Annotated in this window: 27 protein-coding genes; 12 read left to right on the top strand and 15 right to left on the bottom strand. The window is 73.4% G+C overall.

Annotated features, from left to right (window positions below):
* Nucleotides 1-11: 11 nt before the first annotated feature.
* From G7072_RS04460 to G7072_RS04445, 4 genes are all read left to right on the top strand, one after another.
* Nucleotides 12-863, top strand: a complete 852-nt coding sequence (locus tag G7072_RS04460; protein ID WP_206063280.1) for a L,D-transpeptidase — start codon at nucleotides 12-14, stop codon at nucleotides 861-863.
* Nucleotides 864-1,151: 288 nt separating this feature from the next.
* A complete protein-coding gene (locus G7072_RS04455; RefSeq protein WP_166084434.1) occupies nucleotides 1,152-1,793 on the top strand; it encodes a hypothetical protein in 642 nt (213 codons plus the stop codon).
* Between the two features lie 502 nt (nucleotides 1,794-2,295).
* Nucleotides 2,296-2,844, top strand: coding sequence for a helix-turn-helix domain-containing protein (locus tag G7072_RS04450; RefSeq protein ID WP_166084433.1), 549 nt, complete (start codon nucleotides 2,296-2,298; stop codon nucleotides 2,842-2,844).
* A complete protein-coding gene (locus G7072_RS04445; RefSeq protein ID WP_166084432.1) occupies nucleotides 2,841-4,100 on the top strand; it encodes an MFS transporter in 1,260 nt (419 codons plus the stop codon). The genes G7072_RS04450 and G7072_RS04445 overlap by 4 nt, the downstream gene beginning before the upstream one ends.
* 10 nt (nucleotides 4,101-4,110) lie before the next feature.
* On the opposite strand, the gene G7072_RS04440 is transcribed toward G7072_RS04445, so the two are convergent.
* Genes G7072_RS04440 through G7072_RS20190 form a run of 3 tightly spaced genes read right to left on the bottom strand, consistent with a single transcriptional unit; the run spans nucleotide 4,111 to nucleotide 8,193 of the window.
* Entirely contained in the window at nucleotides 4,111-4,740 is a 630-nt protein-coding gene (locus G7072_RS04440; RefSeq protein WP_166084431.1) for a hypothetical protein, read from the bottom strand.
* A gap of 4 nt (nucleotides 4,741-4,744) precedes the next feature.
* Entirely contained in the window at nucleotides 4,745-5,365 is a 621-nt protein-coding gene (locus G7072_RS04435) for a DUF998 domain-containing protein (protein ID WP_166084430.1), read from the bottom strand.
* Between the two features lie 35 nt (nucleotides 5,366-5,400).
* Complete coding sequence (locus tag G7072_RS20190) at nucleotides 5,401-8,193, bottom strand: LuxR family transcriptional regulator (RefSeq protein WP_166084429.1); 2,793 nt, start codon at nucleotides 8,191-8,193, stop codon at nucleotides 5,401-5,403.
* Nucleotides 8,194-8,314: 121 nt separating this feature from the next.
* Between G7072_RS20190 and G7072_RS19705 the strand changes: the two genes are divergently transcribed.
* Nucleotides 8,315-9,979: a VOC family protein gene (locus tag G7072_RS19705; RefSeq protein ID WP_206063279.1), complete on the top strand. Its 1,665-nt coding sequence runs from the start codon at nucleotides 8,315-8,317 to the stop codon at nucleotides 9,977-9,979.
* Nucleotides 9,980-9,986: 7 nt separating this feature from the next.
* Here G7072_RS19705 and G7072_RS04410 read toward each other — a convergent pair whose 3' ends face one another.
* From G7072_RS04410 to G7072_RS04400, 3 genes are read right to left on the bottom strand one after another with little or no spacing between them, the layout of a single operon-like run.
* Entirely contained in the window at nucleotides 9,987-10,403 is a 417-nt protein-coding gene (locus G7072_RS04410) for a nuclear transport factor 2 family protein (RefSeq protein ID WP_166084428.1), read from the bottom strand.
* Nucleotides 10,400-10,936 carry a DUF1697 domain-containing protein gene (locus G7072_RS04405; RefSeq protein ID WP_166084427.1) on the bottom strand — a complete coding sequence of 179 codons (537 nt, stop codon included), beginning with the start codon at nucleotides 10,934-10,936 and terminating at the stop codon, nucleotides 10,400-10,402. The genes G7072_RS04410 and G7072_RS04405 overlap by 4 nt, the downstream gene beginning before the upstream one ends.
* A 4-nt stretch (nucleotides 10,937-10,940) precedes the next feature.
* Nucleotides 10,941-12,266 (bottom strand): homogentisate 1,2-dioxygenase domain-containing protein, encoded by a 1,326-nt coding sequence (locus G7072_RS04400; RefSeq protein ID WP_166084426.1) that lies wholly within the window; start codon nucleotides 12,264-12,266, stop codon nucleotides 10,941-10,943.
* Nucleotides 12,267-12,295: 29 nt separating this feature from the next.
* On the opposite strand from G7072_RS04400, the gene G7072_RS04395 reads away from it, so the two are divergent.
* Entirely contained in the window at nucleotides 12,296-13,111 is an 816-nt protein-coding gene (locus G7072_RS04395) for a hypothetical protein (RefSeq protein ID WP_166084424.1), read from the top strand.
* A complete protein-coding gene (locus G7072_RS04390; RefSeq protein WP_206063278.1) occupies nucleotides 13,108-13,683 on the top strand; it encodes an AAA family ATPase in 576 nt (191 codons plus the stop codon). Before G7072_RS04395 ends, G7072_RS04390 begins: the two co-directional genes overlap by 4 nt.
* On the opposite strand, the gene G7072_RS04385 is transcribed toward G7072_RS04390, so the two are convergent.
* Complete coding sequence (locus tag G7072_RS04385; protein ID WP_166084423.1) at nucleotides 13,607-14,488, bottom strand: diiron oxygenase; 882 nt, start codon at nucleotides 14,486-14,488, stop codon at nucleotides 13,607-13,609. The two genes, G7072_RS04390 and G7072_RS04385, sit on opposite strands and share 77 nt — an antisense overlap.
* 57 nt (nucleotides 14,489-14,545) lie before the next feature.
* Here G7072_RS04385 and G7072_RS04380 point away from each other — a divergent pair, with 57 nt between their 5' ends.
* Together G7072_RS04380 and G7072_RS04375 are read left to right on the top strand one after the other, a co-directional pair.
* Nucleotides 14,546-15,235: a TetR/AcrR family transcriptional regulator gene (locus G7072_RS04380; protein ID WP_166084422.1), complete on the top strand. Its 690-nt coding sequence runs from the start codon at nucleotides 14,546-14,548 to the stop codon at nucleotides 15,233-15,235.
* A complete protein-coding gene (locus G7072_RS04375; RefSeq protein WP_166084421.1) occupies nucleotides 15,232-15,576 on the top strand; it encodes a DUF4873 domain-containing protein in 345 nt (114 codons plus the stop codon). Before G7072_RS04380 ends, G7072_RS04375 begins: the two co-directional genes overlap by 4 nt.
* Before the next feature lie 81 nt (nucleotides 15,577-15,657).
* Here the strand turns inward: G7072_RS04375 and hppD are convergent, their stop codons facing one another.
* Nucleotides 15,658-16,893, bottom strand: a complete 1,236-nt coding sequence (gene hppD, locus G7072_RS04370) for a 4-hydroxyphenylpyruvate dioxygenase (protein WP_166084420.1) — start codon at nucleotides 16,891-16,893, stop codon at nucleotides 15,658-15,660.
* 81 nt (nucleotides 16,894-16,974) lie between these two features.
* Here hppD and G7072_RS04365 point away from each other — a divergent pair, with 81 nt between their 5' ends.
* Complete coding sequence (locus G7072_RS04365) at nucleotides 16,975-17,475, top strand: Lrp/AsnC family transcriptional regulator (protein ID WP_166084419.1); 501 nt, start codon at nucleotides 16,975-16,977, stop codon at nucleotides 17,473-17,475.
* On the opposite strand, the gene G7072_RS04360 is transcribed toward G7072_RS04365, so the two are convergent.
* Complete coding sequence (locus G7072_RS04360; RefSeq protein ID WP_166084418.1) at nucleotides 17,468-18,013, bottom strand: PaaI family thioesterase; 546 nt, start codon at nucleotides 18,011-18,013, stop codon at nucleotides 17,468-17,470. The genes G7072_RS04365 and G7072_RS04360 overlap by 8 nt on opposite strands.
* A gap of 54 nt (nucleotides 18,014-18,067) precedes the next feature.
* Between G7072_RS04360 and G7072_RS04355 the strand changes: the two genes are divergently transcribed.
* Complete coding sequence (locus tag G7072_RS04355) at nucleotides 18,068-18,544, top strand: helix-turn-helix domain-containing protein (RefSeq protein ID WP_166084417.1); 477 nt, start codon at nucleotides 18,068-18,070, stop codon at nucleotides 18,542-18,544.
* A gap of 20 nt (nucleotides 18,545-18,564) precedes the next feature.
* On the opposite strand, the gene G7072_RS04350 is transcribed toward G7072_RS04355, so the two are convergent.
* The 5 genes from G7072_RS04350 to G7072_RS04330 form a co-directional block, all read right to left on the bottom strand.
* Complete coding sequence (locus tag G7072_RS04350) at nucleotides 18,565-20,382, bottom strand: DEAD/DEAH box helicase (protein WP_166084416.1); 1,818 nt, start codon at nucleotides 20,380-20,382, stop codon at nucleotides 18,565-18,567.
* A gap of 49 nt (nucleotides 20,383-20,431) precedes the next feature.
* Nucleotides 20,432-20,680 (bottom strand): DUF3039 domain-containing protein, encoded by a 249-nt coding sequence (locus tag G7072_RS04345; protein WP_166084415.1) that lies wholly within the window; start codon nucleotides 20,678-20,680, stop codon nucleotides 20,432-20,434.
* A gap of 82 nt (nucleotides 20,681-20,762) precedes the next feature.
* Nucleotides 20,763-21,371, bottom strand: coding sequence for a YqgE/AlgH family protein (locus G7072_RS04340; RefSeq protein ID WP_166084414.1), 609 nt, complete (start codon nucleotides 21,369-21,371; stop codon nucleotides 20,763-20,765).
* 22 nt (nucleotides 21,372-21,393) lie between these two features.
* Entirely contained in the window at nucleotides 21,394-22,785 is a 1,392-nt protein-coding gene (locus G7072_RS04335; protein ID WP_166084413.1) for an NAD-dependent malic enzyme, read from the bottom strand.
* A 190-nt stretch (nucleotides 22,786-22,975) separates the two neighbouring features.
* Nucleotides 22,976-23,131 carry a hypothetical protein gene (locus G7072_RS04330; RefSeq protein ID WP_166084412.1) on the bottom strand — a complete coding sequence of 52 codons (156 nt, stop codon included), beginning with the start codon at nucleotides 23,129-23,131 and terminating at the stop codon, nucleotides 22,976-22,978.
* 165 nt (nucleotides 23,132-23,296) lie between these two features.
* On the opposite strand from G7072_RS04330, the gene G7072_RS04325 reads away from it, so the two are divergent.
* On the top strand, nucleotides 23,297-23,890 hold the full coding sequence (locus G7072_RS04325) for a TetR/AcrR family transcriptional regulator (protein WP_166084411.1): 594 nt from the start codon (nucleotides 23,297-23,299) through the stop codon (nucleotides 23,888-23,890).
* A gap of 34 nt (nucleotides 23,891-23,924) precedes the next feature.
* Here G7072_RS04325 and G7072_RS04320 read toward each other — a convergent pair whose 3' ends face one another.
* Complete coding sequence (locus tag G7072_RS04320) at nucleotides 23,925-24,980, bottom strand: DUF3048 domain-containing protein (protein ID WP_166084410.1); 1,056 nt, start codon at nucleotides 24,978-24,980, stop codon at nucleotides 23,925-23,927.
* Nucleotides 24,981-25,695: the final 715 nt, after the last annotated feature.

The raw sequence follows: 25,695 nt of genomic DNA, 5'->3' as shown, positions 1-25,695 counted from the left end.
GGGAGTCGCAGGTGCGCCGTACGAGCGTGCTGGTGCTGGTCGCCGTGCTGGTGGTGCTCGCTGCCGCCGGCGCGCTGGGCGTCATGCGCGGGGGCGACTCCGAGCTGGTCGCCGAGCAGCCGCGCCGCGAGGCGCGCGCGGACAAGCCGAAGGCGCAGCGCTCGGAGCCCGGCCGCACGATGCAGAAGGCCACCCCTCCCCCGCTCGACCTCGCGTCCCTGACCCCGGCGACCACGAACACCACGCTGCCGGACGCACCCCTCGACCGCTCCCTGGCCGAGACCGAGGGCGACGTGGTGCGCCCGACGACGACGCTGGCGGTCTACGCCACCCCCGGCAAGCGACCGTTCGCGAAGGTGCCGCCGCAGCAGTTCCAGGACACCTGGCTGCCGGTCGTGGGTCGCGAGGACGGCTGGGTGAAGGTGCTGCTGCCCTCGCGGCCGAACGGCGCCAGCGGCTGGCTGCGCGAGAGCCGCGTGGAGACCGCCCGCAGCCCGTACGTCGTCCGGGTGCACCTGACCTCGCGCACGATCGACATCGTCTACGACGGCTCGACGCTCGGCACGTGGCCCGTCGCGATCGGCGAGCCGTCGACCCCGACACCGCCGGGGCGGACGTTCCTGCTCGGCTCGGTCATCGACGACAACCAGTCCTATTCGCCGATCATCCTGCCGCTGGGCTCGCACAGTGACACCCTCGACTCGTACGGCGGCGGCCCCGGGACCGTCGCCCTGCACGGGTGGCCGGACGAATCCGTCTTCGGCACCGCCGCCAGCCACGGGTGCATCCGTGTCCCGGCGGAGGCGCTCGACCTCCTCACCCAGGTTCCGCTCGGAACGCTCGTCATCGTCGACGAGCGCTGATCAACCCAACGAAAGGCACGACCCATGAGAACCCTCTCGTTCGCGGCGACGGCGACCGCCACCGCCCTCGCTGCCGCCACCGCAGGCGTCGGCCTGCTCGTCACCGCGCCGGGAGCCGCCTCCGCCGACGCCACCAAGTCGTCGGCGTACGGCCTGTCCGCCACCGCGGGCGGGCAGGAGGCGGTCCCTCCGACGCCGTACGTCGAGAGCACCGACGGGTCGACCAAGCAGGTCACGGGCGGCGCTCTCCCGGCGAACCCGTTGGGCCTCTCGGCCACAATCGGCGAGTTGACGGCCGGTGACGACTTCGCTTCGGTCGAGCTGACGAACCTGGAAGTTGCCCCGAGCAGCGAGCAGCTTCCCGCGGAGGTGCAGGCGATCCTCACCCAGCTGGAGGATGGATGCGCCCAGGTGACGGCGGGGCTCCCCGACCCGCCGGCGACGGGGCTGCCGCCCATTCCGGGCGTGCCGCCGGAGGTGAACGACCTCCTGGCCGACCTTCTACCCGAGGGTGCCGGCCTGGATGACCTGGAAGGCTTCTGCGACTCCTTCGACCCGACGGCTCCGCTGGTCAGCATCGGTGTACTGAGCGTCGACTGCGAAGGCGACCAGGGGGGTGTCGAACTGGCCCGGCTGAGCTTCCTCGGCCAGCAGGTCCCTGTCCCAGCGGTCGCGCAGAATCAGGCGATCGTTCCGGAGAATCCGCTGGTCACCATCACGGCGAACCGCCAGTCCACGACCGACGACGGCGGCTTCAGTGTCGACGGCCTGGCGATCACGCTCGGCGACGGTGAGGCAACGGGTGCGGAGGCCATCGTGGCCAACGCGACGTGTGGCGAGGCGATCGCCGCGCCGGCCGTGGACACCCCGGCCCCGCCGGCCGCCCCGGCCCCGGCGCCGGTTGCCGGCACCGCCCCGGTCACCGGCTGACACAGCGCACCCGCGCCACACCTGCACGATCCGATCGGGCGGCCAGCCGTCCCGGTCGGCCGACAGCACCGAACGTCGAGCCCGGACCGCCACGGTCCGGGCTCGTCGTCCGTCTGGGGCCGCTCCGAGGCCGGTCTGGGGCCGGTTCGGAGCAGGTATGCCGGCGTTCGTCATACGCTTGCACGGTCCGGGAGCCCCGCAGACCGTCCGGACGTATGACGAGGAGCCTCGATCCAGTCCCGAGCTGGTTCGGAGCAGGCATGCACGCGTTCGTCATACGCCTGGACGGTCCGGGAGCCCCGCAGACCGTCCGGACGTATGACGAGAGCCTCGGATCCGGGCGGGCGAGGGCGATCAGGGACGATCGAGGTCACCAGGCGACGTCGATGTTCCCCAGTGATCAGCGCTGACAAGCGCCGACATCGGCACCACCCCCCAACAAGTGTTTGACAGCAGCCCGCACAGCCCTCCAGACTGTCCAACAGTCGTTGGGAGGTCACCTGTGTCCGAGTCCGTGCCGTCCTTGAGGGCGCTGGCCCATCCGCTGCGCCTCCGCATCCTGTCGCTGCTGACCGGGACCGAGATGAGTGCCGCCGAGGTGGCCCGAGAGCTCGAGGTGACCCACGCCAACGCGTCGTACCACCTGCGCCTGCTGCTCGACGCGGGCGAGATCGTGGTCGCCGGCGAGGAGAAGATCCGCGGCGGCGTGGCCAAGCGCTACCGGCACCCGTGGCGCGCCGCGGACCGCCCGGGCGGGGAGCCGCCGCCCCCGGACCACACCGACCCCGCGACCGGCGAGGCCACCGAGCTCGCCGTGGCCGCGCTCGCCGAGGAGCTGCGGCGTCGCCACCGGCTGCGGCGTCCCGACGTGGGCGGCGCGCTGACCGACGCCGAGCTCTGGGTCACGCCCGAGGTCTTCGTCGAGGTCCGCGACCTGCTCATGCAGGCCACCTCGCTGCTGCACGACCAGGCGCAGCCACCCCGCTCTCCCGGCACCGAACCGGTCAGCCTGACGATCGCGTCCTTCCCGATGCGCCACGACCCGTCATGACGTGGCGCGACGCGGTCGCCCCGCTGCGGCAACGCAGCTTCGCGTGGTTCTACGCCTCGCGGGTGGTCAACCTGCTCGGCATCACCATGGCCGGGGTCGCGCTGGCCTTCGGCGTGCTCGAGCTGACCGGCTCCGCCGCCGATCTCGGCCTGGTCCTCGCGGCGCACACGGTGCCGCTCATCGGCTTTCTCCTCGTCGGCGGCGTCGTCGCCGACCGGCTGCCGCGGACGCTGGTCATCCGGACGGCGTACGTCGGCTCGGCGCTCGGTCAGGGCGTCATGGCCACTCTCTTCCTGACCGACACCGCCACGATCGGATGGCTGATGGTCCTCAGCGCGATCACCGGCACGATGTCGGCGATCTCCTTCCCGGCCGTGGCCGCGATGACCCCGCAGCTGGTCGACCGCACGTCGCTGCAGCAGGCCAACGCCCTGATCTCGATGGCCCGCGGCGGCCTCACCATCCTCGGCCCCACCGTCGCGGCGCTGCTCGTCGTCACCGTCGGGCCTGGATGGGCGCTCGCCGTCGATGGCCTGGCCTGGGCGCTCGCCGCCGCGCTGCTCCTGCCGGTGCGGCTGCCGCCGCGGCCTCCGGCCCCCGAGGGCGGCCGCCCGAGCCACGTCGCCGAGCTGCGCGAGGGCTGGACGCTCTTCCGCACGACCCCGTGGCTGTGGCAGGTCGTGCTCGGCTTCGCGCTCCTCAACGCGATCCACAGCGGCGCCTGGCTGACGGTCGGCCCCGCCCAGGCGCTCGAGACCATCGGCGCCCGCGGCTGGGGGCTCGTGCTGTCGGCGGAGTCGGTCGGGCTGCTGCTCATGACGGCCGTGCTGCTGCGGGTGCCGCTGCAGCGTCCGCTGCTGTGGGGCATGGCTGCGATCGCGGCGTTCGGGGTGCCGCTGGTCCTGCTCGGCGGTGCGGCGCACCTCCCGGTGCTGATGGCGGCCGCGGTCCTCGCCGGCGCCGGCTTCGAGGTGTTCAACATGGGCTGGAACCTCGCCATGCAGGAGCACATCGACGAGCGCCAGCTCTCGCGCGCCTTCTCGTACGACGCCCTGGGGTCGTTCGCCGCCATGCCCCTCGGGCAGCTGCTGTTCGGCCCGCTCGGCGAGCACGTCGGCTACGGGCCGGTGCTGGTCACGGCCGGCATCGTCTGGATGGTCGTGTGCGGCCTGGTGCTGCTGTCCCCGGCGGTCCGCCGACTCCCGCGCGCGACCGAGACACAGGCGACGGGGTCGACGTACGTCGTGGCGGACTGAGCCGGCGCGCTCAGCGGCGCGGGCGCACCTGCACCCACGTGCGGACGGGGATCACGTCCGTCCCCACCTGCCAGCCCTTCTGGTAGTCCACGACGTGGCCTCGCACGGCGACACGGCCCGGGACGTCGAGGGTGATGCCCACGATCACCTCCTGCTGCACGGAGCCCGGCTCCAGGGTGGCCCCCTCAGCGGGGCGCGTGCTGGCGCAGTAGGAGTCCAGGTCGAAGCCTTCCTGGCCGAGCGGGGACTGCTCCAGCCCCGGTCGGTCGGCGACGTCCGGATCGATCTCGCAGAGGACGTACTCGACCTCCACCGGTGGACCCGGTCGCGCGAGTCCGCCACCCGAGGGGATCAGCCGCGTCCTCGGCGTCAGGCCGCGCAGCGTCACCGTGTCGTCTCCGTGCTCGCCCGGAGTGATCAGCGTCGTCCACACCGGCTCGCCCCTCGCGCGCTCGACCCCCAGCCCGTAGCTGGTGTCGAAGGGCGACGTGGGGTGGCGCCAGATCCAGGCCAGGACCCCCACGGCCACGAGCAGCGCGAGCACACCGAGCGTGGTGAGCCCCCGGCGGCGGCTCCACCGCCCGCGCGGCGACGCCGACGGCACTACGTCGACCCGCGCAGGCTCGGTGCCGGTGGACATGCGGTCACTGTAGGTCGGCGGCCACCTGGCCCGGAGCGGATCGACGTACGCCGCCCCCGGTCGCGACACCGGCGGCCGCGAGGGCTCCGATCACCGGCCAGAGCGCCAACCGCTCCCACGCCCCGGCGCCGGTGTCGCCGCCGGCGATGAACCCGACCGCACCCGCCGCCGTGATCACGCCGGTGACGACCAGCGCCCTCGACGTGCGCGGACGGCTCGCCCGCAGCCGCCGGCCCAGGACCACCAGGGCCACGGGCTGGCACACGAACAGCGGCGTGGCCGCCAGTGCGTGCAGGCGGCCGTCGACGTCGACCGGGGCGAACCCGGTGGCGACCGAGCTGAGGCCGGACACCACGAGCAGCGTCGTCACGGAGCGGCCGGTGCGCGGCGCGAGCAGCAGCGCCCCGCCGGCGAGCAGCGCCCCGACGCCCATGAACGTGCCGTTCATCAGCGCGTGCGCGGGCGAGCAGAAGTCGGCCGAGCAACTCAAAGCCCCGAGGTCGCTCACCGTGTCGTCGACCACCGAGTAGCTGCCGGTGGTCAGCCCGGCCACCGCCAGCTCGATCGCGACGTACACCGGGCGCACCGCCCACAGCGCCGCACCCCAGGCCAGCCGGTTCCTCATGCGCCGATCATGGCCCATCGGGCTCCCGATCGAGGTCAGGCGTCCCGCGCGAAGGCGACGGCGAGCTCGGTGCGCGAGCGGAAGCCGCGCTTGCGGAACACGCTGCTCAGGTGGCGCTCGATCGTCTTCGGGCTGAGGAAGAGCGAGGCGCCGATCTCCCGGTTCGACAGTCCCTGCGCAGCCAGCAGCGCCACCCGGGTCTCCTGTGCGGTCAGTGGCTGCGCGCCAGCACCGGCGTCGCGCCGCGCGGTGGCCCCGGTCGCGGCCAACTCGGCGGAGGCGACGCCGACCCAGTGCGTGAGGTCCATGCCGTCGAAGGCCGCGCGCGCGGCCTCGAGGTGGGTGCGGGCCGCCACCCGCTGTCCCGTACGGCGGAGCCGGCTGCCGAACAGCAGCTGTGTCCGCGCCGACTCGAAGGGGTCGTCGGCGGGCTGGTGCGCCAGCATCGCCGCGTCGAACGCGGCGGCGGCGACGCTCTCCGAAGCGGCAGTCAGGACGTGGCAGCGCTGGAGCAGCGCGACGGACAGCGGCGGACCGGCGGACGGGACCACGTCGGCGTACCGGGCGGTCAGCGCGACGGCGTCGTCGAGCCGGCCGAGGGCGACGTACGCCTCCACCAGCAGCGGGGCGACCCCGAGCGGCTCGCCGCCGGCACCGACCCCGCCGTCGACCGCCAGCCGCGGCTCCAGCGTCGCCACCACGTCCGCCGGGTCGCTGCGACACAGGGCGCAGAACGCCGCCGTCAGCGCCTGGTGGGCCGCAGCACTGCTCGTGCCCGCCCGGTCGGTGAGGTCACGGGCGCGCGCCAGTGACGCCCGCGCGTCGTCGTGCAGGCCGCGCGCCGCCTGTTGCCACGCCAGCATCTCGACGGCCAGGGACGCGTCCGCGGCGTAGCCGAGGTGGGTGGCGAGGTCGGCTGCCTCGCCGGCGTCGGCGAAGGCCCCGGTGTGGTCGCCCAGCCAGGCCCGGCCCGCCGCCAGGATCGCCAGGCACGGGACCAGGACGCCGATCGCGCCCCGGCGGCGTACCTCCTCGAGCCGGACCGCACCCACGGTGACGGCGTCGCGCACCTGCCCGGTGATGCCCGCGGCCAGCGCCATCGACAGCAGCACGCGGGCGTCGTGGCGCAGCTCGGGGTGGTCGGCCAGCCGCCGCAGCTCGGCGAGCCTGGCCGCGCCCTGCTCGAACTCTCCGGCCAGCACCAGCGCGAACCCGCCGGTGAAGTGGCCGAGCAGCTGCTGCTCCGGGTCCTCGGGGTCGGCCACCTCGTCGGTCCGCCTCGCGCAGTCGGTGAGCCCGGCCGCGTCGTTGAGCCGGAAGCAGGCCATGGCCAGCTCGTGGAGGGCGCGGACCAGCATCACGCCGTCGAGGAGGGACGCGGCCTCGCGGAGGTGCTCGACCGAGGCCGGCACGGAGCCGGCGTACTGCTCGAGCATCCCCGCGATGCACAGCACCTCGCCCCGCGTGCGGGCCGAGGCGCCGCTGTCGAGCACGCGGGCCGCGAGGCGCCGCACCCGGACGACGTCGCCGGTCAGGAAGGCCTCCTGCGTCGCGGCCGCCAGCCGCTGGGCCGCCAGCTCGGGGTCCGGGGTGAGCGCGCCGGCCCGCTCGAGAGCGAGCGAGGCGGCGGCGTGGCCCAGCCGGTCACGGTCCGCCTCCGCGACCCGGGCCAGCTCGGTGGCGAGACCGGCGTCCGGCTCCTGCGCCGACGCGGCGCGGTGCCAGACCTGCGCGCGGGAGCCCGCGGGCAGCGACGCCGCCAGGTCCGCGTGGACCGCGCGCTGCTCGGCGGCCGTGGCTCGCTCGAGGACGGCGCTGCGCAGCAGCGGGTGCCGGAACTCGTGACGCAGCCCGTCGCGTACGACGACCCCGTGCGTCCGTGCCTCGTCGAGGCCGGCTGCTTCGCGGTCCCCCTCGTCGGGGTCGGCGCTGAGCGCGAGCCGCAGCACCGCCCGCCACGCGTCCGCACCCAACGCGTCGACGGTGCCTCGGTGGAGCGCCCGGAGCCGGTCACCGGCCGGCAGCGGGGACGGCAGCGGCGCCGCTCCGGCCATCTGGGCGTGGTCGAGCGCACGCGACGACTCGAGCAGGGCGAGCGGGTTGCCGCCGGTCTCGGCGACCAGCCGCTCCCGCACCGGTCCGGCGAGGCCGTCCAGCAGGGGCGCGGCCGCCGTCGCGGAGAGTCCTCCGACGCGCAGGGTCGGGAAGTCCTGCACGAGGTCCACGGGACCGGTGCCGTCGCGCTCGGTCAGGACGAACGCCACCGCATCGGGACCCAGTCGGCGCGCGGCGAAGGCGAGGGCCGACACGGACTCGCGGTCCACCCACTGGAGGTCGTCGACGAGCACGAGCACCGGGCGGCGCTCGGCAGCCGCCGCGAGCAGGGACAGGGTGGCGGCGCCGACGAGGAAGCGGTCCGACACGGCGCTCGCGGTCGACCAGCCGAGCGCGGAGCCGAGCGCGGCCGCTTGCGGTGGGGGCAGCTCACCGAGGAGGTCGCGCAGCGGGCTGAGGAGCCCGAGCAGACCGGCGTGCGCGAGCTGCATCTCCGACTCGACACCGCGCACGACCAGGCAGGAGAAGCCGGTGGCGACGTCGCGGGTGGCCTCGAGGAGGGCGGTCTTGCCCACCCCCGGCTCGCCGGTGACGAGGAGGGCGCCGGAGCGGCCGCCGGCGGCGCCCGCGACGAGCTCGGTCAGCCGGACGAGCTCGGCCTCCCGCCCCACCAGTCCCCCGGGGTTGAGGGATTTCCCGGACGCGACCGCAGCGCCGCCGGTGCGACGTTCGACCGGAGACACGTCGTCGGAGGAGAGCCCGGATGAGGACATCGACCACGATCCTAGAGACGCTCGGCCGTGAGAGCACCCGTCCGGTCTGGGCCTGCCTGAACCTCTGGCACCACCCGAGACTGGTCCGCACGACGCGCCGCGCCGACGGCGGCCGGCGCGGATGACCGTCTTCCACGGCGTCGACCACGTCGCGCTGACGGTCACCGACCTCGACCGCAGCGAGGCGTTCTACCGCAAGGTGCTGGGCCTCGTCCGGCTGGCCAACTTCGGCTACGTGCGGATCCTCTGCCACCGGCCGACGTCCCTCACCGTGGCGCTGGCGCGCCACGACGGGGGTGACCAGAAGCCCTTCACCGAGCTGCGGACCGGCCTCGACCACCTCGGTCTCGGCGTCGCCACCCGCGAGGAGCTCGTCGCCTGGCAGGAGCGGCTGGAGGCGCTCGGGGTCGAGCACACCCCGATCCGCGACATGGAGTTGCCACCACCTGAACTTCCGCGACCCCGACCACATCGCCCTCGAGCTCAGCGCGCCCAACGCCGTCGCGTCGCAGTGGTACGCCGAGCTGCGCGAGCGCGACATCCCCCAGGAGGAGATCGACGCCCGGCTGTCGGCGTACCTCGCCTCGCTGGAGGACCCGGCCGGGGCCTGAGCCGCGAGGGCGACCGGCCAGATCTCGGGACCTTCCGCACGCAGCGGACGGGTCAGCGAGGCGTTTCATGGCTGGAGCGGCGCGACGCACCACCGCGGCTGCTCGGGGCAGCAGCGGGACCACGGGGAGTTCACATGTTCAGCTCGGGACGACGCGCCCTGCTCACGTCCGCGGCCGCCCTCGCGGTCACCCTTCCTGTCGCCGTGGCGGGTCCAGCCGCCTGGGCAGCGAGCACGGCGGACCAGACGCAGGCACGGCAGGTCTACAACTACGAGGTCTCGGAGATCGCGAGCCGCGCCCAGACCTTCACCGCAGGTCGGACCGGTGCCCTGGACCGGGTCGACGTCTCGTTGCGCCAGGTAGGCCACACCCTCGACGACACGTCGTTGACCGTCGAGGTCCGGACCCTGTCCGACGGCCTCCCCTCGGATGACGTCCTCGCTGACACGACCGTCGCGCTTGCCGACATCCCTGACCTCACCGAGTTCGCAAACGTCGTCACGGACATCGAGCTCGATGTCCCTGCACCGGTCGAGCAAGGCACCAGCTACGCGCTGGTGCTCAGCAGCGACGCGGAACGGGAGAAGAGCGTCGCCTGGGGCATGGACCGGGACACGCCGTACACGGATGGCGCCGCACTCACCGAGATGATCGGCCCTCTCTGGGAGCCCGGTTGGAACGTGAACGACCCCGCTGATGACATGACCTTCACGACGTACGTCGACCCGGGCAGCGACAGCGACAGCGACGGCTACGGCGTGTTCCAGAACGACTGCGACGACGCCAGTGCCGCCGTGAACCCCGGCGCCACCGAGGCCTACGACGACCTCGACGACGACTGCGACGGCAGCGTCGACGAGGGCTTCACCGCTGCCGCCGCGCCGGCGATCGGCAGGGCCGCCAGCGGCGCGAGGGGCGGTGCTGTGACGGCCACCGCGCGCTGGTCCGCCCCCCGGGACACCGGCGGGCTGGCGATCACCGGCTACACCGTCCAGGCGCAGAAGCTCAACGCCGCCGGCCAGGTGGTCGCCCGCGTCACCCGCACGGCGGCGGCCGACGCCCGATCCCTCACGGTGAGGCTGAGCAAGGGCCGCTACAAGTTCCGGGTCGCCGCGGTCAACGCGGAGGGCACGAGCCCCTGGTCGCGCAGCTCGACGATCGTGCGGGCCCGCTGAGACGGCGTCAGCCGAGGCCCATGTCGGTCATCACCTTCGGGATCTCCTCGCCCATCCGCGCCACCAGCGCGTTGATCCCCGACAACGGTCGCACCAGCACGCGCAGGTCGTCGATGAGCCCGTCGCCGTCCACACGGATGAGGTCGATGCCCTCGACGCTCTTGCCGGCCACGGTCGCCTCGAAGACCAGGGCGTGGCCACCCAGAGCATGCCCCTGCTCGGCGTACGACCGGGTGTAGCGGAAGTCCTCGAAGACCCGCGTCACCGCGCGCAGCACGATCATGGTCGCGACCTGGCCCTCGTACGGCGTGTGCACCGCGGGGCTGCGGAAGACGACGTGCTCGGCCAGCAACGGCTCCAGGGCGTCGGGGTCGCCGGCCTCGACGGCGCGGCGGAACTCGGCCGCGGTGTTCTCGGCGTTCACACGCCCCACCTCTCTGCCAGGGTCGTGACGACCTTGAGGTCGCGCGTGGTGGCGAGCTGGAGCCCGAGCCGCTTGAGCTGGGCGGGCTGGAAGATCCGCGCCGTGGTGGTGCCGCCGTCGGTCCACCAGTGCAGGTGCCGCGCCCCCAGGTGCACCCCCTCACCCGCGGTGTCCCAGTCCGCCAGCGCGGCGCGGGCCTCGTCGGAGGGCGGGTCGGGCAGGAAGGCGACGTAGCGGCGTACGGCGTCGACGTCGAGCGCCACCGCCTCGTCGTACGTCGCGCTCAGCTCGGCCGGGGTGAGCACCGCGGTCGGCACCTCGAAGCCGCCCGCGTCGGCGAAGCGCTTCTCCAGGTCGGCGCGGACCTTGGCCGCCGACCGGGCGCCGGTGGTGACGCGGACGTTGCCGGTGGCCAGGTAGGTGTCGACGTCGGTGTAGCCCGCCGCAGGCAGGTGCTCCTTTACGAGCGCCATCGGGAGCTTGCGCGTGGCGCCGAGGTTGATGGCGCGCAGGAAGGCGACGTAGGTCGGCACGGGCTCAGCTCTCCTGGGTGGGGTCGGCGGGGGCCGCGAGGCGGGAGTCCGGGCCGCGCCCGCTCCAGGTCCAGGCGTACGCCGGGTCCTCGCACGCGAGCGCGCCCTCCCCGAGCTCGAGGGGCCGGAAGGTGTCGACCATGACCGCGGTCTCGTCGAAGTACTCCGCCCCCAGCGACGCCTCGATCGCCTGCGGCAGCGGCCCGTGGGCGTACCCACCGGGGTGCAGCGAGATCGAGCCGCGCCCGATGCCGCTTCCCTTGCGGGCCTCGTAGTCGCCAGCGACGTAGAACATGACCTCGTCGGAGTCGACGTTGGAGTGGTAGTACGGCACCGGGATCGACAGCGGGTGGTAGTCGACCTTGCGCGGCAGGAAGTTGCAGATCACGAAGTTCCAGCCCTCGAAGACCTGGTGCACCGGCGGCGGCTGGTGGATCTTGCCGGTGATCGGCATGTAGTCCTCGACGTTGAACGTGTAGGGGTAGAGGCAGCCGTCCCAGCCGACCACGTCGAAGGGGTGCGTCGCGTAGGTCATCCGCGTGCCGACCAGCCCGCTCGGGCCGGAGCCGCGGTGCTTGACATAGACGTCGGTCGAGCCGTCTCCGGTGGTCGAGCCTGTCGAGACCCCGTCGGTTGTCGAGTCGACAAGAAAAGGCTCGGTCGGGCCGTGCAGGTCGCGCTCGCAGTACGGCGCGTGCTCGAGGAGCTGACCGTACTTCGAGAGGTAGCGCTTCGGCGGGGCGATGTGGCTGTTGGCCTCGATCGGGTAGAGCCGGCTCTCCTCGGCCGGCACCCAGCGGTGGGTGGTAGCGCGCGGGACCACGACGTAGTCGCCGGCCCGGTACGACAGCACCCCGAAGACCGTCTCGACCGTGCCGGATCCGGTCTCGACGAAGACGCACTCGTCACCGACCGCGTTGCGGTAGAGCGGCGACGGCTCGGTCGCGACGACGTAGGAGATCCGGACGTCACCGTTGCCCAGGACCAGCCGGCGGCCGGTGACGGCGTCGGTGGTCGAGCCGTTCCCGGTGGTCGAGCCGTCCCCGGTGGTCGAGCCGTTCTCGGTGGTCGAGCCTGTCGAGACCCCCAGGTCGTGCAGCTTGAGGTGACGCGGCTTGAGCGGGTGGTTCGGGGTGGTGGTGAGGTCGGGCAGCTCCCAGACCTGGCTGTCGACGATCGCCGAGGGCACGCCGCGGTGGTAGAGCAGGCTGGAGTCGGAGGAGAACCCCTCCTCCCCCATCAGCTCCTCGTAGCGCAGCGCGCCGTGCTCGTCGCGGAACTGGGTGTGCCGCTTGGGGGGGACGTCGCCGACCTGCCGGTAGTAAGCCACGGACCCCACCGTGGACTAGGGTCCGAGGGGTGTCAACGAACGGACCCGACGCGCCCGAGGTGGCGCCCGAGCACGCCGGACTCGTCGACGACGCGACCCTGCTCGAGCCACCCTCCGGCGCCGGCGTGGCCTCGCTGGCCGACGCGGTCGCACGCCACCGGCAGCGGCTCACGCCGGGAGGGCTGGTCGGGTCCCTGGTCGTCCCCGACCCGATGCTGCCGGCCCTCGCCGACCTGCTCTCCGGAGCCTCCTCCGACCCCCTGGCACTCACGGTCGTCGTCTCCGGTGGCGCCGGCGGCATCGAACCGGCATCCCAGTGGGCCTCCCGGATCGCCGGCGCTCGGCTGCGGACCCTGTCCACCACCCTGCGCGACCTCGACGACCTGGCGGGAGCGGCGCGACGTACGACGGCGGCGGCGGAGCAGACCCTTGCCGGGCTCGACGACCCCGACGCCACCCACGTATCGGTGGGGCTGCCCCTCGAGGGCGTCGGCCGGCCCGGCTGGCTGGCCGCGCTCGACGAGGTCGCGATGGCCGACCTGACGGTGTCGTTCCGCACCGCCGGCCAGGGCCCGGCCCTGGCGCCCGCGGTGGTGGAGGCGGTCGACGCCGCCCTCGACCGCGAGGTCGCGATCCGCTTCACCGGCCCGAACCACGCCGTCACCGGCTTCGACCCGGAGGCGTTGCTGCTCGCCGTCCGGCTGGTCCTCGACGGCGAGGCGGACGAGGCCCGAGCCGTGCTGGCCGGATCCGCCGACCTCCACACCGTCCGCGCCGATCTCGGCTCCGACGCCCTCGCGCGCGTCCGCCGCTGGCTGCCGTCGGTCGAGGCTCGCCTGTCGTGAGCGACGGGACCCTGATCGTCCTGTCTGGCCGCCCCGGGACGGGCAAGACGACGATCGCCCGCGAGATCGCCCGCCGCCTGGGCGCCTGCTACCTGCGGGTGGACGCCGCCGAGACCGCGCTGGCCCGCGTCGGCGTGGAGGTGGGCGTCGGGGGCTACGCCGTCGTCCACGAGCTGGCGGTGTCGAACCTCCTGCTCGGCAGCACCGTCGTCGTCGACGCCGTCAACCCGGTCGCCGAGGCCCGCGCGTCGTGGCGCGACGCCGCGGACCGGGCCGAGGCACGGCTGGTGAACGTCGAGACTGCGCTCCCTGACCCCGAGGAGCACCGCCGCCGCGTCGAGTCCCGCACCGCCGACATCCCCGGCCACGTGGTCCCCAGCTGGGAGGACGTCGAGCACGGCGAGTGGCAGCCGTGGGACGTCCAGCGCGACGGCGACCGCCTGCTCGTCGACACCACGGACACCGCCTCTGCCACCGCCCAGGTCCTGGACGCCCTCAGAGCAGGTGCGAGCCCTGCCACCACTTCAGGTGCGGGCGCGCCACCATCTTGTTCTCCTGCAAGAAAGGCATGACCTTCTCCCCCATCCACCGCAGGGTCGCCTGGTAGGTCGGGTTCGCCATCGCCGTACGCCGACCCTCGGACGGGTCGATGCCGACGGCGGCGTACGCCTGGGGGTGGATCAGGCAGCGCATCGCGCCGTACGCGACCTGGCCCATCACTGCCTGGTGGTGCATCAGGCCGAGCCGGGACAGCCCGGCGACGCTCGTGGTGAGCTCGTCGCGGGCGAAGGTGACGTGGCGCGCCTCCTCCATGACGTGGATGCGGTTGACCATGCGGGTCAGCGGCTGCACCCGCTCGTCGTGCATCGACTCGCGCTGCCACCGGTCGAGCGTCTCCTCGACGAGCAGCGCGCCGGCGTACAGGCTCGGGCCGTGCAGCACGACGCTGCTCCAGTCGGCGAGGCGCTGCAGCCGCGGCGGGGGCCCGTACGCCGGGACGCCGGCGTTCGTCATGGCCCGGCCGAACATCGTCGAGTGACGGCACTCGTCGGCGACCTCGGTCAGCAGGTAGTGGGTGCGGGCGCTGCGGGGGTCGCTGCGGTAGGCCTCCCGGAGCAGGCCGCGCATGAGGATCACCTCGAACCACCAGCCCATGTGGACGATCGAGCCGACCTCGTGGCGCGACAGCTCGACCTGCTGCTCGCGGGTCAGCGAGTCCCACAGCTCGGTGCCGTAGAGCGAGACCCGCTCGGGCTGCATCCACCACATCCCCTCGACCTCGGGCGCGGACCAGTCGAGGTCGACCTCGGGGTCGTAGCTGTGACGGGCGCTGGAGCGGAGCAGCCGGGTGGCCACGGAGTCGTCGACGACGGTCATGAACTCTCCTGCGGTTAGGTGTTACCTCGAGTAACGCTTAGTGATAATGTCGCCGACATGCCCCCCTCCGTCAAGGGAATCCGCGGATCCGGTGGTGACGGCCGCAGCAGCCGCTGGGACGCCCACCGCGACGCCCGGCGTGCCGACTTCGTCGCCGCCGCGGTCGCCGCCATCACCGAGCACGGCCCCGACGTGCACATCGACCAGATCGCCCTGCGCGCCGGGGTCTCGAAGCCGGTGCTCTACCGTTACTTCACCGACAAGGACGACCTCCTGGCCGCCGTCGCCCGCTGGGAGAGCGACCGCATCCTGGCCGTCCTCACCGACGTCATCGCCGAGGACCTGCCGCCCCGGCAGCGGGTGGAGCGCGGCACGGCCGCCTACCTCGCCGAGGTCGAGACCCACCGCAACGTCTTCCTGCTGGCCGTGCGCCACCACGGCGGCGCCATCGGCGGCACCGTCGCCGACGGCAAGGCCGCCGTCGCCGCGATCCTGGCCCGCCTCCTCGGCGACGAGCTGCGCAAGGCCGGCTTCGACGCCGGCGGGGCCGAGCCGTGGGCGCACGCGATGGTCGGCCTCGGCGTCTCGACGGCCGAGTGGTGGCTGGAGCGGCAGACGATGAGTCGTGCCGCGGTGGCCGACTACCTGTCGGCGTTCGTGTGGCACGCGGTCGACGGCATCAGCCAGGAGTACTTCACCCAGAACCCCGTCGGGCCGCTCACGCCCCGCCCCCAGGAGACGCGATGACCTCGCCCGTTGCCGACGAGAGCGCTGTCGACCTGCACGACGGCGAGGGCTACACCGGCCCGGCGCAGGTCCGCACCGATGACGTCGTGGTCAGCGTCGACGCCGACCTGCGCGGCGCCTTCCAGCCGCTCGACGGGCGGTTCCACTGGTACGGCCGGGTCCGCTCGGACTCGCTCGCCGAGGCCACACGCCCCGGCGGTCCGCTGCGCACGGGCGCCCAGGTCCGCCTGCGCACGTCGTACGGCGAGAGCGTCGCGCGCCTGAGCGACCCCGACCCGTGGGGCCGCTTCCGGGTCAGCGGGAGCGGGCGCCCGCCATTCCCGTGGGAACTGCACGCCTGACGTCTCGGCCGTACATGCGCGACGCTTCGCGCGTACACACGCGACGCTTCGCGCGTACACACGCGACGCTTCGCGGGGTGGTCAGAGGTTGCCGCGGAGGTCCTGCTCGCGCTCGATGGCCTCGAAGAGCGCCTTGAAGTTGCCCTTGCCGAAGCCGAGCGAGCCGTGGCGCTCGATGAGCTCGAAGAACACGGTCGGACGGTCGCCGAGCGGCCTGGTGAAGATCTGCAGCAGGTAGCCGTCCTCGTCGCGGTCGACGAGGATCCCCCGCTTCTGCAGCTCCTCGATCGGCACCCGGACCTGCCCGATGCGGGCGCGCAGCTCGGGGTCCTCGTAGTAGGAGTCCGGGGTCGCGAGGAACTCGACGCCGTTCTCGCGCAGCGCGTCGACGGAGGCGAGGATGTCGCCGGTCGCGACCGCGAGGTGCTGGGCGCCGGCGCCGCGGTAGAAGTCGAGGTACTCGTCGATCTGCGAACGTTTCTTGGCGACCGCCGGCTCGTTGAGGGGGAACTTCACGCGGTGGTTGCCGTTGGCGACGACCTTGCTCATGAGCGCGGAGTAGTCGGTGGCGATGTCGTCGCCGATGAACTCGGCCATGTTGGTGAAGCCCATGACGCGGTTGTAGAAGTCCACCCACTCGTCCATGTGGCCCATCTCGACGTTGCCGACGATGTGGTCGAGCGCCTGGAAGAGCCGCTTCGGCTGGCCCTCGCGGCGCTGCAGCGTGCTCGTCCGGGCGACCCAGCCGGGCAGGTAGGGGCCGTCGTAGCGGCTGCGGTCGACCAGCGTGTGCACGGTCTCGCCGTAGGTCGCGATCGAGGCGATGCGCACCGTGCCGTGCTCGTCGGTGACGTCCTCGGGCTCGCGCACCACGGTGGCGCCGGCGCGACGGGCCTGCGCGATGCAGCGGTCGACGTCGGGCACCTCGAGGGCGATGTCGACGACCCCGTCGCCGTGGCGGCGGTGGTGGTCGGCCAGCGCGCTGTCGGGGTCGACGGCGCCGTTGAGCACGAAACGGATCGAGCCGGAGCGGAGCACGAAGCTCTTGTGGTCGCGGTTGCCGGTCTCGGGGCCGGAGTAGGCCTCGAGCTGCATGCCCCAGGCGGACTGGTAGTAGTGCGCGGCCTGGGTGGCGTTGCCGACGACGAAGACGATCGCGTCCCACCCGGTCACCGGGAAGACGTCGCCGGCGGCGTCGTACTCCACGAGCCCGACGAGCGCCTGGAGCTGCTCGAGGCTCAGGTCGGCGCGGAGCTCGTCCTCGGTCAGCGCGCCGCCGGTCGAGGGAGTGGACGTGGTCGTCGTGGTGTCCGTCATCGCGTCAGCGTGGCGCTGCAGGACATTCTGTGCAACCGTACGTCGACACGCTGGACAACCTGCCCAACGAGAGGGGCCGTCGTGGACGATCTCGACCGCAAGGTGCTCGACGTGTTCGCCCGGCACCCACGGGTCGGCGTCCTGGAGGCATCGCGCCGCCTCGGCGTGGCCCGGGGCACCGTGCAGGCCCGCCTCGACCGGATGACCGCCGACGGCGTCATCACGGGATGGGGCCCGGAGCTGTCGCCGGCCGCCCTGGGCCACCCGGTCACGGCGTTCCTGACCCTCGAGATCCGGCAGGAGACGAGCTCCGGAGGAGGGCACGACACCGTCGGCGCCCACCTCGCCGCCATCCCGGAGGTGCTCGAGGCCCACACCATCACCGGCGCGGGCGACCTCATGGCGCGCGTCGTGGCCCGGTCCAACGCCGACCTGCAGCGGGTCATCGACGCCGTGCTCGCCGACCCCGCGATCGTGCGCTCCTCGACCGTGATCGCGCTCGCCACGCCGGTCCCCCACCGGGTGCTGCCGCTGGCGACGGCGCCGCTGGAGCAGCCCGGGGCCGGGCCCGGCGTCAGCTGAAGATCATGCAGGACGACGTCGCGTGCGCGACCGTGCGCCCGGACTCGTCGGTCAGCGTGGCCTGGGCCAGCGCCGTACGCCGTCCGCGCTGGATGACCGTGCCCTCGCAGGTCAGCAGCCCGGAGTCGACGGTGACGGCGCGGAGGAACTTCGTGGTCAGGTCGAGCGAGGTGTAAGCCTCCCCCACCTCCAGCGTCGAGTGGACCGCGCAGGCGGCCGCGGTGTCGAGCAGGGTGGCGATGACGCCGCCGTGCATGGTGCCGAGCGGGTTGTAGTGGAACTCCTGGGCCCGCAGACCCACCACGACCCGACCCCGCTCGGGCTCGAAGCTGGCCACGTCGAGGGTGGACATGATGGGCGGTGCCGGCAGCAGGCCCTCGGCGATCGCCTGCAGCTGCCCGAGCCCGTCGCGGCCCGCCAGCGCGGCCAGGTCGCCCTGCCCGGGACGCTCCCAGGTCACGGTGCGGCTGGCGGTCTCGAACGACCGGCCCGAGAGGTCGATCGGCGACGAGGGCGGGGACGGCTGGGTCTCACTCATGGACCGAGCCTGTCAGGGTAGCCTGAGTCTGTCAAACAGACTTAGACTGCCTGCATGGCCACCTCTCCCCCCGCCCTCGCCTTCTCGGTCGACAACTGCACCATCGGCCGCACCCTGGAGACCCTGGGCGAGCGCTGGTCCCTCGTCGTCATCCGTGAGGTCGCCAACGGGGTGCGGCGGTTCGAGGACATGCGTCGCCACACCGACATCCCGCGGCAGGTGCTGACCAACCGGCTCGGCAGCCTGGTCGACGCCGGCATCCTGCGTCGCCATCCCTACCGCGAGCCCGGCGAGCGCGAGCGCTTCGAGTACCGCTTCACCGCCAAGGGCTTCGACCTCTACCCCGTCATGGTGGCGCTCGCGCAGTGGGGCGACCGCTACCTGGCCGACCCGGAGGGCCCGCCGGTCTCCTTCACCCACCGCGACTGCGGCGAGCACGTCGCTCCGGTCCTGCGCTGCTGGGCCGGTCACGAGATCGCCGACCCCCGCGACGTGGTCGCCGTACCGGGCCCGGGGGCGCACCCCCGCTGACCCGGGCAGCCGGCCCGCGGTCAGCGGCCGACGGCCCAGTCCCGGATCTTGTCGATCCGCGCCTGGAGCTGCTCCTCGGAGGCCAGCGAGGCGACCGGACCGCCGCACTCCTTGCGCAGCACCGTGTGGGTCACGCCGTGCGGCTGGCCGTTGCGGTGGTGCCAGGCGGCGACGAGGCCGTTGAGCTCGCGGCGCAGCATCGCCAGCCGCTCGTGGGTGCTGACGCGGGCCCGCGCCTTCTCGACCGCGGCGGCCTCCTCGTCGGGGGTACGCCGTGCCTGGGCCGCCTTCTGGGCCGCCGCTCGCGCCGACTGCCGGTTGCGGAGCAGGTCGCGGACCTGGTCGGCCTCGAGCAGCCCGGGGATGCCGAGGAAGTCCATCTCCTCCTCCGAGCCGACCGCGACCTCGCCGGCATGGCCGAACTCGCCGCCGTCGTAGAGCACCCGGTCGAAGCGGGCCTCCGACCCCAGCGCCTGGAACGGCATGAGCTGCTCCTCCGCGGAGGCGTTCTCGGCCGCCTGCTCGCGGGCCAGCAGCTCGTCCTCGGCCGCGAAGATGTCGTCCTCGTCGGCGACCGTGCGGCCGAGCACGTGGTCGCGCTGCAGCTCCAGCTCGTTGGCCAGGGCCAGCAGCGACGTCGTCGAGGGCAGGAACACCGAGGCGGTCTCGCCGCGCCTGCGGGCCCGCACGAAGCGGCCGACCGCCTGGGCGAAGAACAGCGGCGTGGTCGTCACGGTGGCGTAGACGCCGACCGCCAGCCGCGGCACGTCGACGCCCTCGGAGACCATCCGCACCGCGACCATCCACCGGTCGTCGGACTCGGTGAACTCCGCGATCTTCTTCGACGCCGCCTTCTCGTCGGAGAGCACCACCACCGGCTTCTCGCCGGTCAGCTCGGCCAGCAGCCGGGCGTAGGAGCGGGCCGACTCCTGGTCGCTGGCGATCACCAGCCCGGCCGCGTCGGGCACGTGACGACGTACCTCGTCGAGGCGGCGGGCGGCGGCGGCCAGCACCGACGCCATCCAGGCGCCGTGCGGGTCCAGCGCGGTGCGCAGCGCCTGCGCCGACTGGTCCTTGGTCAGCGGCTCGCCGAGCCGGGCGGCGACCTCGTCGCCGGCGCGGGTGCGCCACTGCATGTCGCCGGAGTAGGCCAGGAACAGCACCGGTCGCACGACGTGGTCCGCGAGCGCCCGGGCGTAGCCGTAGCTGTAGTCGGCCACGCTGCGCGGCACCCCGTCGGCGCCGGGGGCGTAGCCCACGAACGGGATCGGGTTGACGTCCGAGCGGAACGGCGTGCCGGTCAGCGCGAGCCGCCGGTGCGCCGGCTCGAAGGCCTCTCGCACCGACTCCCCCCACGACAGCGCGTCGCCGGCGTGGTGGATCTCGTCGAGGATCACCAGCGTCTTGGAGCGCTCGGTGCGGATCCGCAGCGCGAGCGGGTTCGCCGCGACACCGGCGTAGGTGACGGCGACGCCGACGTACTCCTTGCTCGTGCGGCCCTTGCCGCCGGCGTACGACGGGTCGACGGCGATGCCGACCTTCTCCGCCGCCTCGGCCCACTGGGTCTTGAGGTGCTCGGTGGGGGCCACGATCGTGACGCGCTCGATGAGCCGCCGGCTGAGCAGCTCGGCGGCGACCGTCAGCGCGAAGGTCGTCTTGCCGGCGCCGGGCGTGGCGACCGCGAGGAAGTCACGCGGCAGCGCCTCGAAGTACTGCGTCAGCGCCTCGGTCTGCCACGCGCGCAGCTTGGTGGCGGTGCCCCAGGCGGCGCGGTCGGGGTAGGCGGGCGGGAGAGCGGGCGTGAGCGGGAGGGCAGAAGGCGAGGAGGGGGAGGTCACGTCGTCCTGGTGCTCGGAGGGGAGGTCGGGCTGGGGCGTCGCAGCGTGCTCAGTCCTCGTCCTTCTTCAGCTGCTCCCACGCCTCCTTGCACTCCGGGCAGGTGGGGAACTTCTCCGGGTCGCGGCTGGGCACCCAGACCTTGCCGCACAGCGCCACGACGGGTGTGCCCATGACCATGGCCTCGGTGAGCTTCTCCTTCTCCACGTAGTGGGAGAAGCGCTCGTGGTCGCCCCCCTCGGTGGTCTGGGTACGGCGGTCCTCGACCGTCTCGGCTCCGGGGCTCAGCTGTGTGCTCACAGCCACCGAGCATACGTCGCCGACCGGCCCCGGTGACGCACCGGCGGGCGGACACCGACCAGGTCCCGGGCGTGTCGCCGGACTAGTTGAGGGTCGGGTCGGAGGGCCGCGTGGAGGCCCACGCGAGCGAGCCGGGCTGCCGGCGCAGCACCTCGGCCCAGAGCTTGTCCGGGTGCGGGCAGAACGGGTCGCCCGGACTGGAGTCCACGACGTGCCAGGACCCCTCCTCGACCTCGGCGAGGAGCTGGCCGCTGCCCCAGCCGGCGTACCCGGCGAAGATCCGCAGCCGCACCACCCGCGGGTCGAGCAGCTCGCGCGGCGTGTCGAGGTCCATGACGCCGGTGCTGCCGAAGAGCCGGCGGAACCCGACCGGGTCGGCCGGACCGTCCCCGGCCAGCGCCGCGAGGGCCAGGGCCGCGTCGGGGCTGACCGGCCCCCCCTCGAACAGCACGGGCGGGCCGTCCACCTGCTCGGACCACTCGTCGAGCACGGTCGAGACGCCGACCCCGGTGGGTCGGTTGAGCACCACCCCGAGGCTGCCCTCGTCGTCGTGGTCGAGCAGCAGGACCACGGTGTGGTCGAAGTGGGGGTCGAGGAGCTGGGGGGTCGCCACGAGCAGACGGCCCTTCCCCAGCAGCGGGCCGGGGTCGGCCCCGCCGGCCGGCCCGGGCTCCCCCACCCCGCCGGTCATGCCGGAGGCCGGCCCGCCGTCGTCATCGCTCGGCCCCGGCGGCGGCGCGCACCGCGGCGGCCACCGACTGGTGGACCTCGTTGTGGAAGACGCTGGGGATGATGTAGTTCGCGTTGCGCTCGTCGGGGTGCACCGCGTCCGAGATCGCCTTGGCCGCGGCCAGCAGCAGCTCGGTGTCGATGGTGCGCGCGTGCGAGTCGAGCAGGCCGCGGAAGACCCCGGGGAAGGCCAGCACGTTGTTGATCTGGTTCGGGTAGTCCGAGCGGCCGGTCGCCACGACCGCGGCGTGCTCGCGGGCGATGCCCGGGTCGATCTCGGGCACCGGGTTGGCGAGCGCGAAGACGATGCTCTTGTCCGCCATGGAGGCCACGTCCTCGCCGGTGAGGATGTTCGGCGCCGAGACGCCGATGAACACGTCGGCGCCCGACAGCGCCTCGGCCAGCGTGCCGGTCAGGCCCTCGGGGTTGGTCGCCTCCGCCAGCCAGCGCAGCGAGTCGTGCAGGTCCTCGCGGCCCTCGTGCACCACGCCCTCGATGTCGGCGACCACGACGTCGGAGGCGCCGGCCGCCAGCAGCAGCCGCAGGATCGCCTGGCCGGCGGCGCCGGCGCCCGACATCACGACGCGGACGTCGCTGAGCTCCTTGCCGACCACCCTCAGCGCGTTGCGCAGCGAGGCCAGCACCACGATCGCCGTACCGTGCTGGTCGTCGTGGAACACCGGGATGTCGAGCAGCTCGCGCAGCCGTGCCTCGATCTCGAAGCAGCGCGGGGCGGAGATGTCCTCGAGGTTGATGCCCGCGAAGCCCGGCGAGATGGCGCGCACGATCTCGACGATCGCGTCGGAGTCCTGGGTATCGAGGCACAGCGGCCAGGCGTCGATGCCGCCGAAGCGCTTGAACAGCGCCGCCTTGCCCTCCATGACCGGCAGCGCGGCGGCGGGCCCGATGTTGCCCAGCCCGAGGACGGCGGAGCCGTCGGTGACGACGGCGACAGAGTTGCGCTTCACGGTCAGGCGGCGCGCGTCGTCGGGGTTCTCCGCGATCGCCTCGCAGACCCGGGCGACGCCGGGGGTGTAGACCATCGACAGGTCGTCACGGTTGCGGATCGGGTGCTTCGAGGCCATCTCGATCGTGCCGCCGAGGTGCATGAGGAAGGTGCGGTCGGAGACCTTGCCGACGGTGACGCCGTCGAGCTCGCCGAGGCGCTGCACGATGCGCTTGGAGTGGTCGGTGTCGCTGGCCGCGCAGGTCACGTCGATCTGGAGGCGGTCGGTGCCCGAGGCGCTGACGTCCAGGGCGGTCACGATGCCGCCGGTCTCCTCGACGCAGGAGGTGAGGTGGCTGATCGCCGAGCCTCCGGCGGGGACCTCGAGGCGGACGGTGATCGAGTACGAGATGCTGGGCGCGGCTGCCATGGCCGCATCGTTTCACGCCCGGCGGGTCCGACGGGACCCCGAGCCGGTACCCATCGGTAGGACCGCGTCGGTCCCGTGACCGGACCCCGACGGCGGCCACTCCTGGGAGGGAGGGACGCGCAGGCCGAGGGAGGCGGCCCGGCGCCGTGAGCGGCGACCGGCCGGGGCCCGGTGGATCAGGTGGTGCGGGTCAGCGCACGTCGAGCGAGCTGCGCAGGCGGTCCGCGAAGCTGCGGGTGCTGCTGCCGGTCCGACGACGCAGGTCGCCGGCTCGGCGTCGGCTCTGCTTGCCGAGGGCCGTGCGCAGCCGGTCGGCGAACTGCTGAGCGTTCTTCTGCTCGGTCATCGCAGTCTCCTTGTCTCTCGCCGGGGCCGTTCGGCCCCACCGGTGGATACATACCCACGGTACGTACCGTCAGTACGGAACCGGAGGGATCCGTGCGGTGATCCCGCGCACAGGCCCTGTGACGACGGTCGCTCCCCCACCGGCGCCGGCGCCTATGCTCGGGCGATGACGGTTCGCGCGCGCCGCGCCCACACCAAGCGCGCCCTGGTCTCGGTGGCGCGTGACCTCTTCGCGCGCCAGGGTTTCGCCGCCACCAGCCTCGAGGAGATCGTGGCCGGCGCGGACGTTACGAAGGGCGCGCTCTACCACCACTTCCGCGGCAAGCAGGACCTGTACGGCGAGGTGCTGGCCACCGTCGAGGACGACGCCCGGGAGCGGATCCGCGCCCGCATCGCCGACGTCGCCGATCCCTGGGAGCGCGCCCTCGTGGGGCTGCGCGAGTTCCTGACGGTCGCCCAGGGTGAGGAGTACCGCCGCATCGTGATCCTGGAGGGCCCGGTCGTGCTCGGCTACGAGCGGTTCCGCGAGCAGGAGGAGCGCAGCACCTACGGGCTCGTGCAGGACATCGTGGGCGGGCTGCTCTCTCCCTACGACCTCCCCGAGTCCCAGCTGGCCGCGTTCACCCGGCTGTTCTTCGGGGCCATGTCGGCCACGGCCTCGGCCGTCGCCCAGGCCCCCGACCCCCAGCAGGCGGCCGACGACGCCGAGGGCGCCGTGGTCCTGGTGCTGGCTGGGATCCGGTCCCTGCTCGACGACTGAGGGCGGCGCCGGCCCCGCGGGCTCGGCGTACGCCTCAGCGCTGGACCTGCACCGACCCGCCCTGGGCCGGCACCAGCTCCATCCACACCTTGCCGGCGGGCAGCGAGACCTCCTTGCCGCCCACCTCCAGCGCGATGGTGTCGTCGAGGCCGTCCTTGACCCAGCGGCCGGTGACCACCTCGCCGTCGTGGAAGATCTGCGCCGCACCGGTGCCGGTGAACTTGGTCTCCGGGACGGGGTAGCCGGCGGGGTCGGTGTAGCCGGCGTCGCCGACCTGGACCCGCAGCACCAGCACCGTCTCGGGCTCGAAGGTGTCGCCGTCGGCGGCGAAGCTGTTGGTGTTGGTCCACACCCCGTCGCCGAACGTGAACGACGTCGTGTGCCCCTGCGAGAAGACCGCGCTCAGGCCCTTCGCGGGCTTGCCGGCCGGGAGGTCGCCCTCGTCGCTGAACGGCAGGTAGGGCTCCGGCGGGTCGACCGGCTTGAGCTTGTCGGCCACCTCGGTCAGCGTGTTGAACAGGTTGTACGGCGCGCTGCGGCTCTCGTCGCGGTAGAAGCCGGTGCCGCTCTCGTTGATGACCCGGATGCCCGCCTCGCCGATGCGGTCCGCGGTGACCGCGGCCCCTCCGCTGGTGACCAGGGTCGACTTGAGCGGCTGCACGATCCCGATGTCGGTGGCGCGCATGGAGCGGACCGGTCCGACGTTCTCGGGAATGGCGGAGTAGTAGGAGACCGCGAGCCGGGTGATGCCGCCCTCGACGAGCTCCTCGGTCACGAGGTCGGCCTTGCTCAGCCCGACCTGCGGGGCGCTGGCCGAGCTGTTGTCCATCTTGACCGTCAGGACGGGCCGCGCGGGCTGCGCCTCGAGCTCGAGCCCGTTCAGCGGGTTGAGCACCGGGCCGGACTCGAGGACGGTCTCCCCCTCGACGGCGGCCGCCTCGGGCGACGCCTCCTCGGGCTCGTCCTCACCACCGCACCCGGCCAGCGCGAGGCTCGCCGTCAGCAGCAGGACCGCGGCGGTCGCCGTACGGCGGGACCGGGCGGGGGCGGACGTTTGGGGCGTACGGGCAGGGGGAAGCGCTCGCGACATGCCGCCCAGCATCCCACCGCGCGTCGGCGTCGCCCGGCCCGACACCCCGGGGGGATTCGGACACCCGCCCGAGAGCTGACAGGTTCCGCCGGGAGCCGCCAGGCGCTCCCTGTCGGGCTTCCGACCTTGCCCGGGCGTCGCACACTGGGACGCGGAGGACGGGGAGTCATGGCGCTGCAGGTTCCGAGGATCGGGTCAGGTCTGCTGCTGGTCGCGGCCGGTGGGCTGATGGCCGCCGCCTCGTGGCAGCGGTGGGCCGAGGCGTGCGCGTGGGGCGCCGGGGACAGCCGCGCGTGCCTCGCCCGGCAGGACCACCGCTTCGACTTCCTGGCCCCGACCACCGGCTGGGAGCCCGTGGGGTCCGCCGCCGAGCTGGCCGGCGTCTCCCTGCTCGTGCTCGCGGTGGCCTTCGCCCTGCTGCCCTGGGCCACCACCGGCCGCCGCCCCGGTCGGGTCGCCCGTGTCGTGCTGACCGGCGCGGTCCTCGCCCAGAGTGCCGTCGGCGTCGCCACGCTGCTCTCCGGGACGAGCGGTGACGTCGTGCGTCCGGTGACCGCGGCCCTCGCCGTGTACCTGTGGCTCCTGTGGCCTCCCGCCCTGCTCGTACGCTTCGGCCTCGGCGCCCGCGGGTGGGCGCGAGCCGCGTGCGTCCTGCTGCTCCTCGCGAGCCCGCTCGTCGCCGCCCTCACCTACGCCAACGGCTCGTCCGAGGCCC

The sequence above is a fragment of the Nocardioides sp. HDW12B genome, assembly GCF_011299595.1.
Lineage (GTDB): Bacteria > Actinomycetota > Actinomycetes > Propionibacteriales > Nocardioidaceae > Marmoricola_A.
Note: the sequence above shows the minus strand (reverse complement) of the source record. Positions and strands in the feature narration are given on the sequence as shown.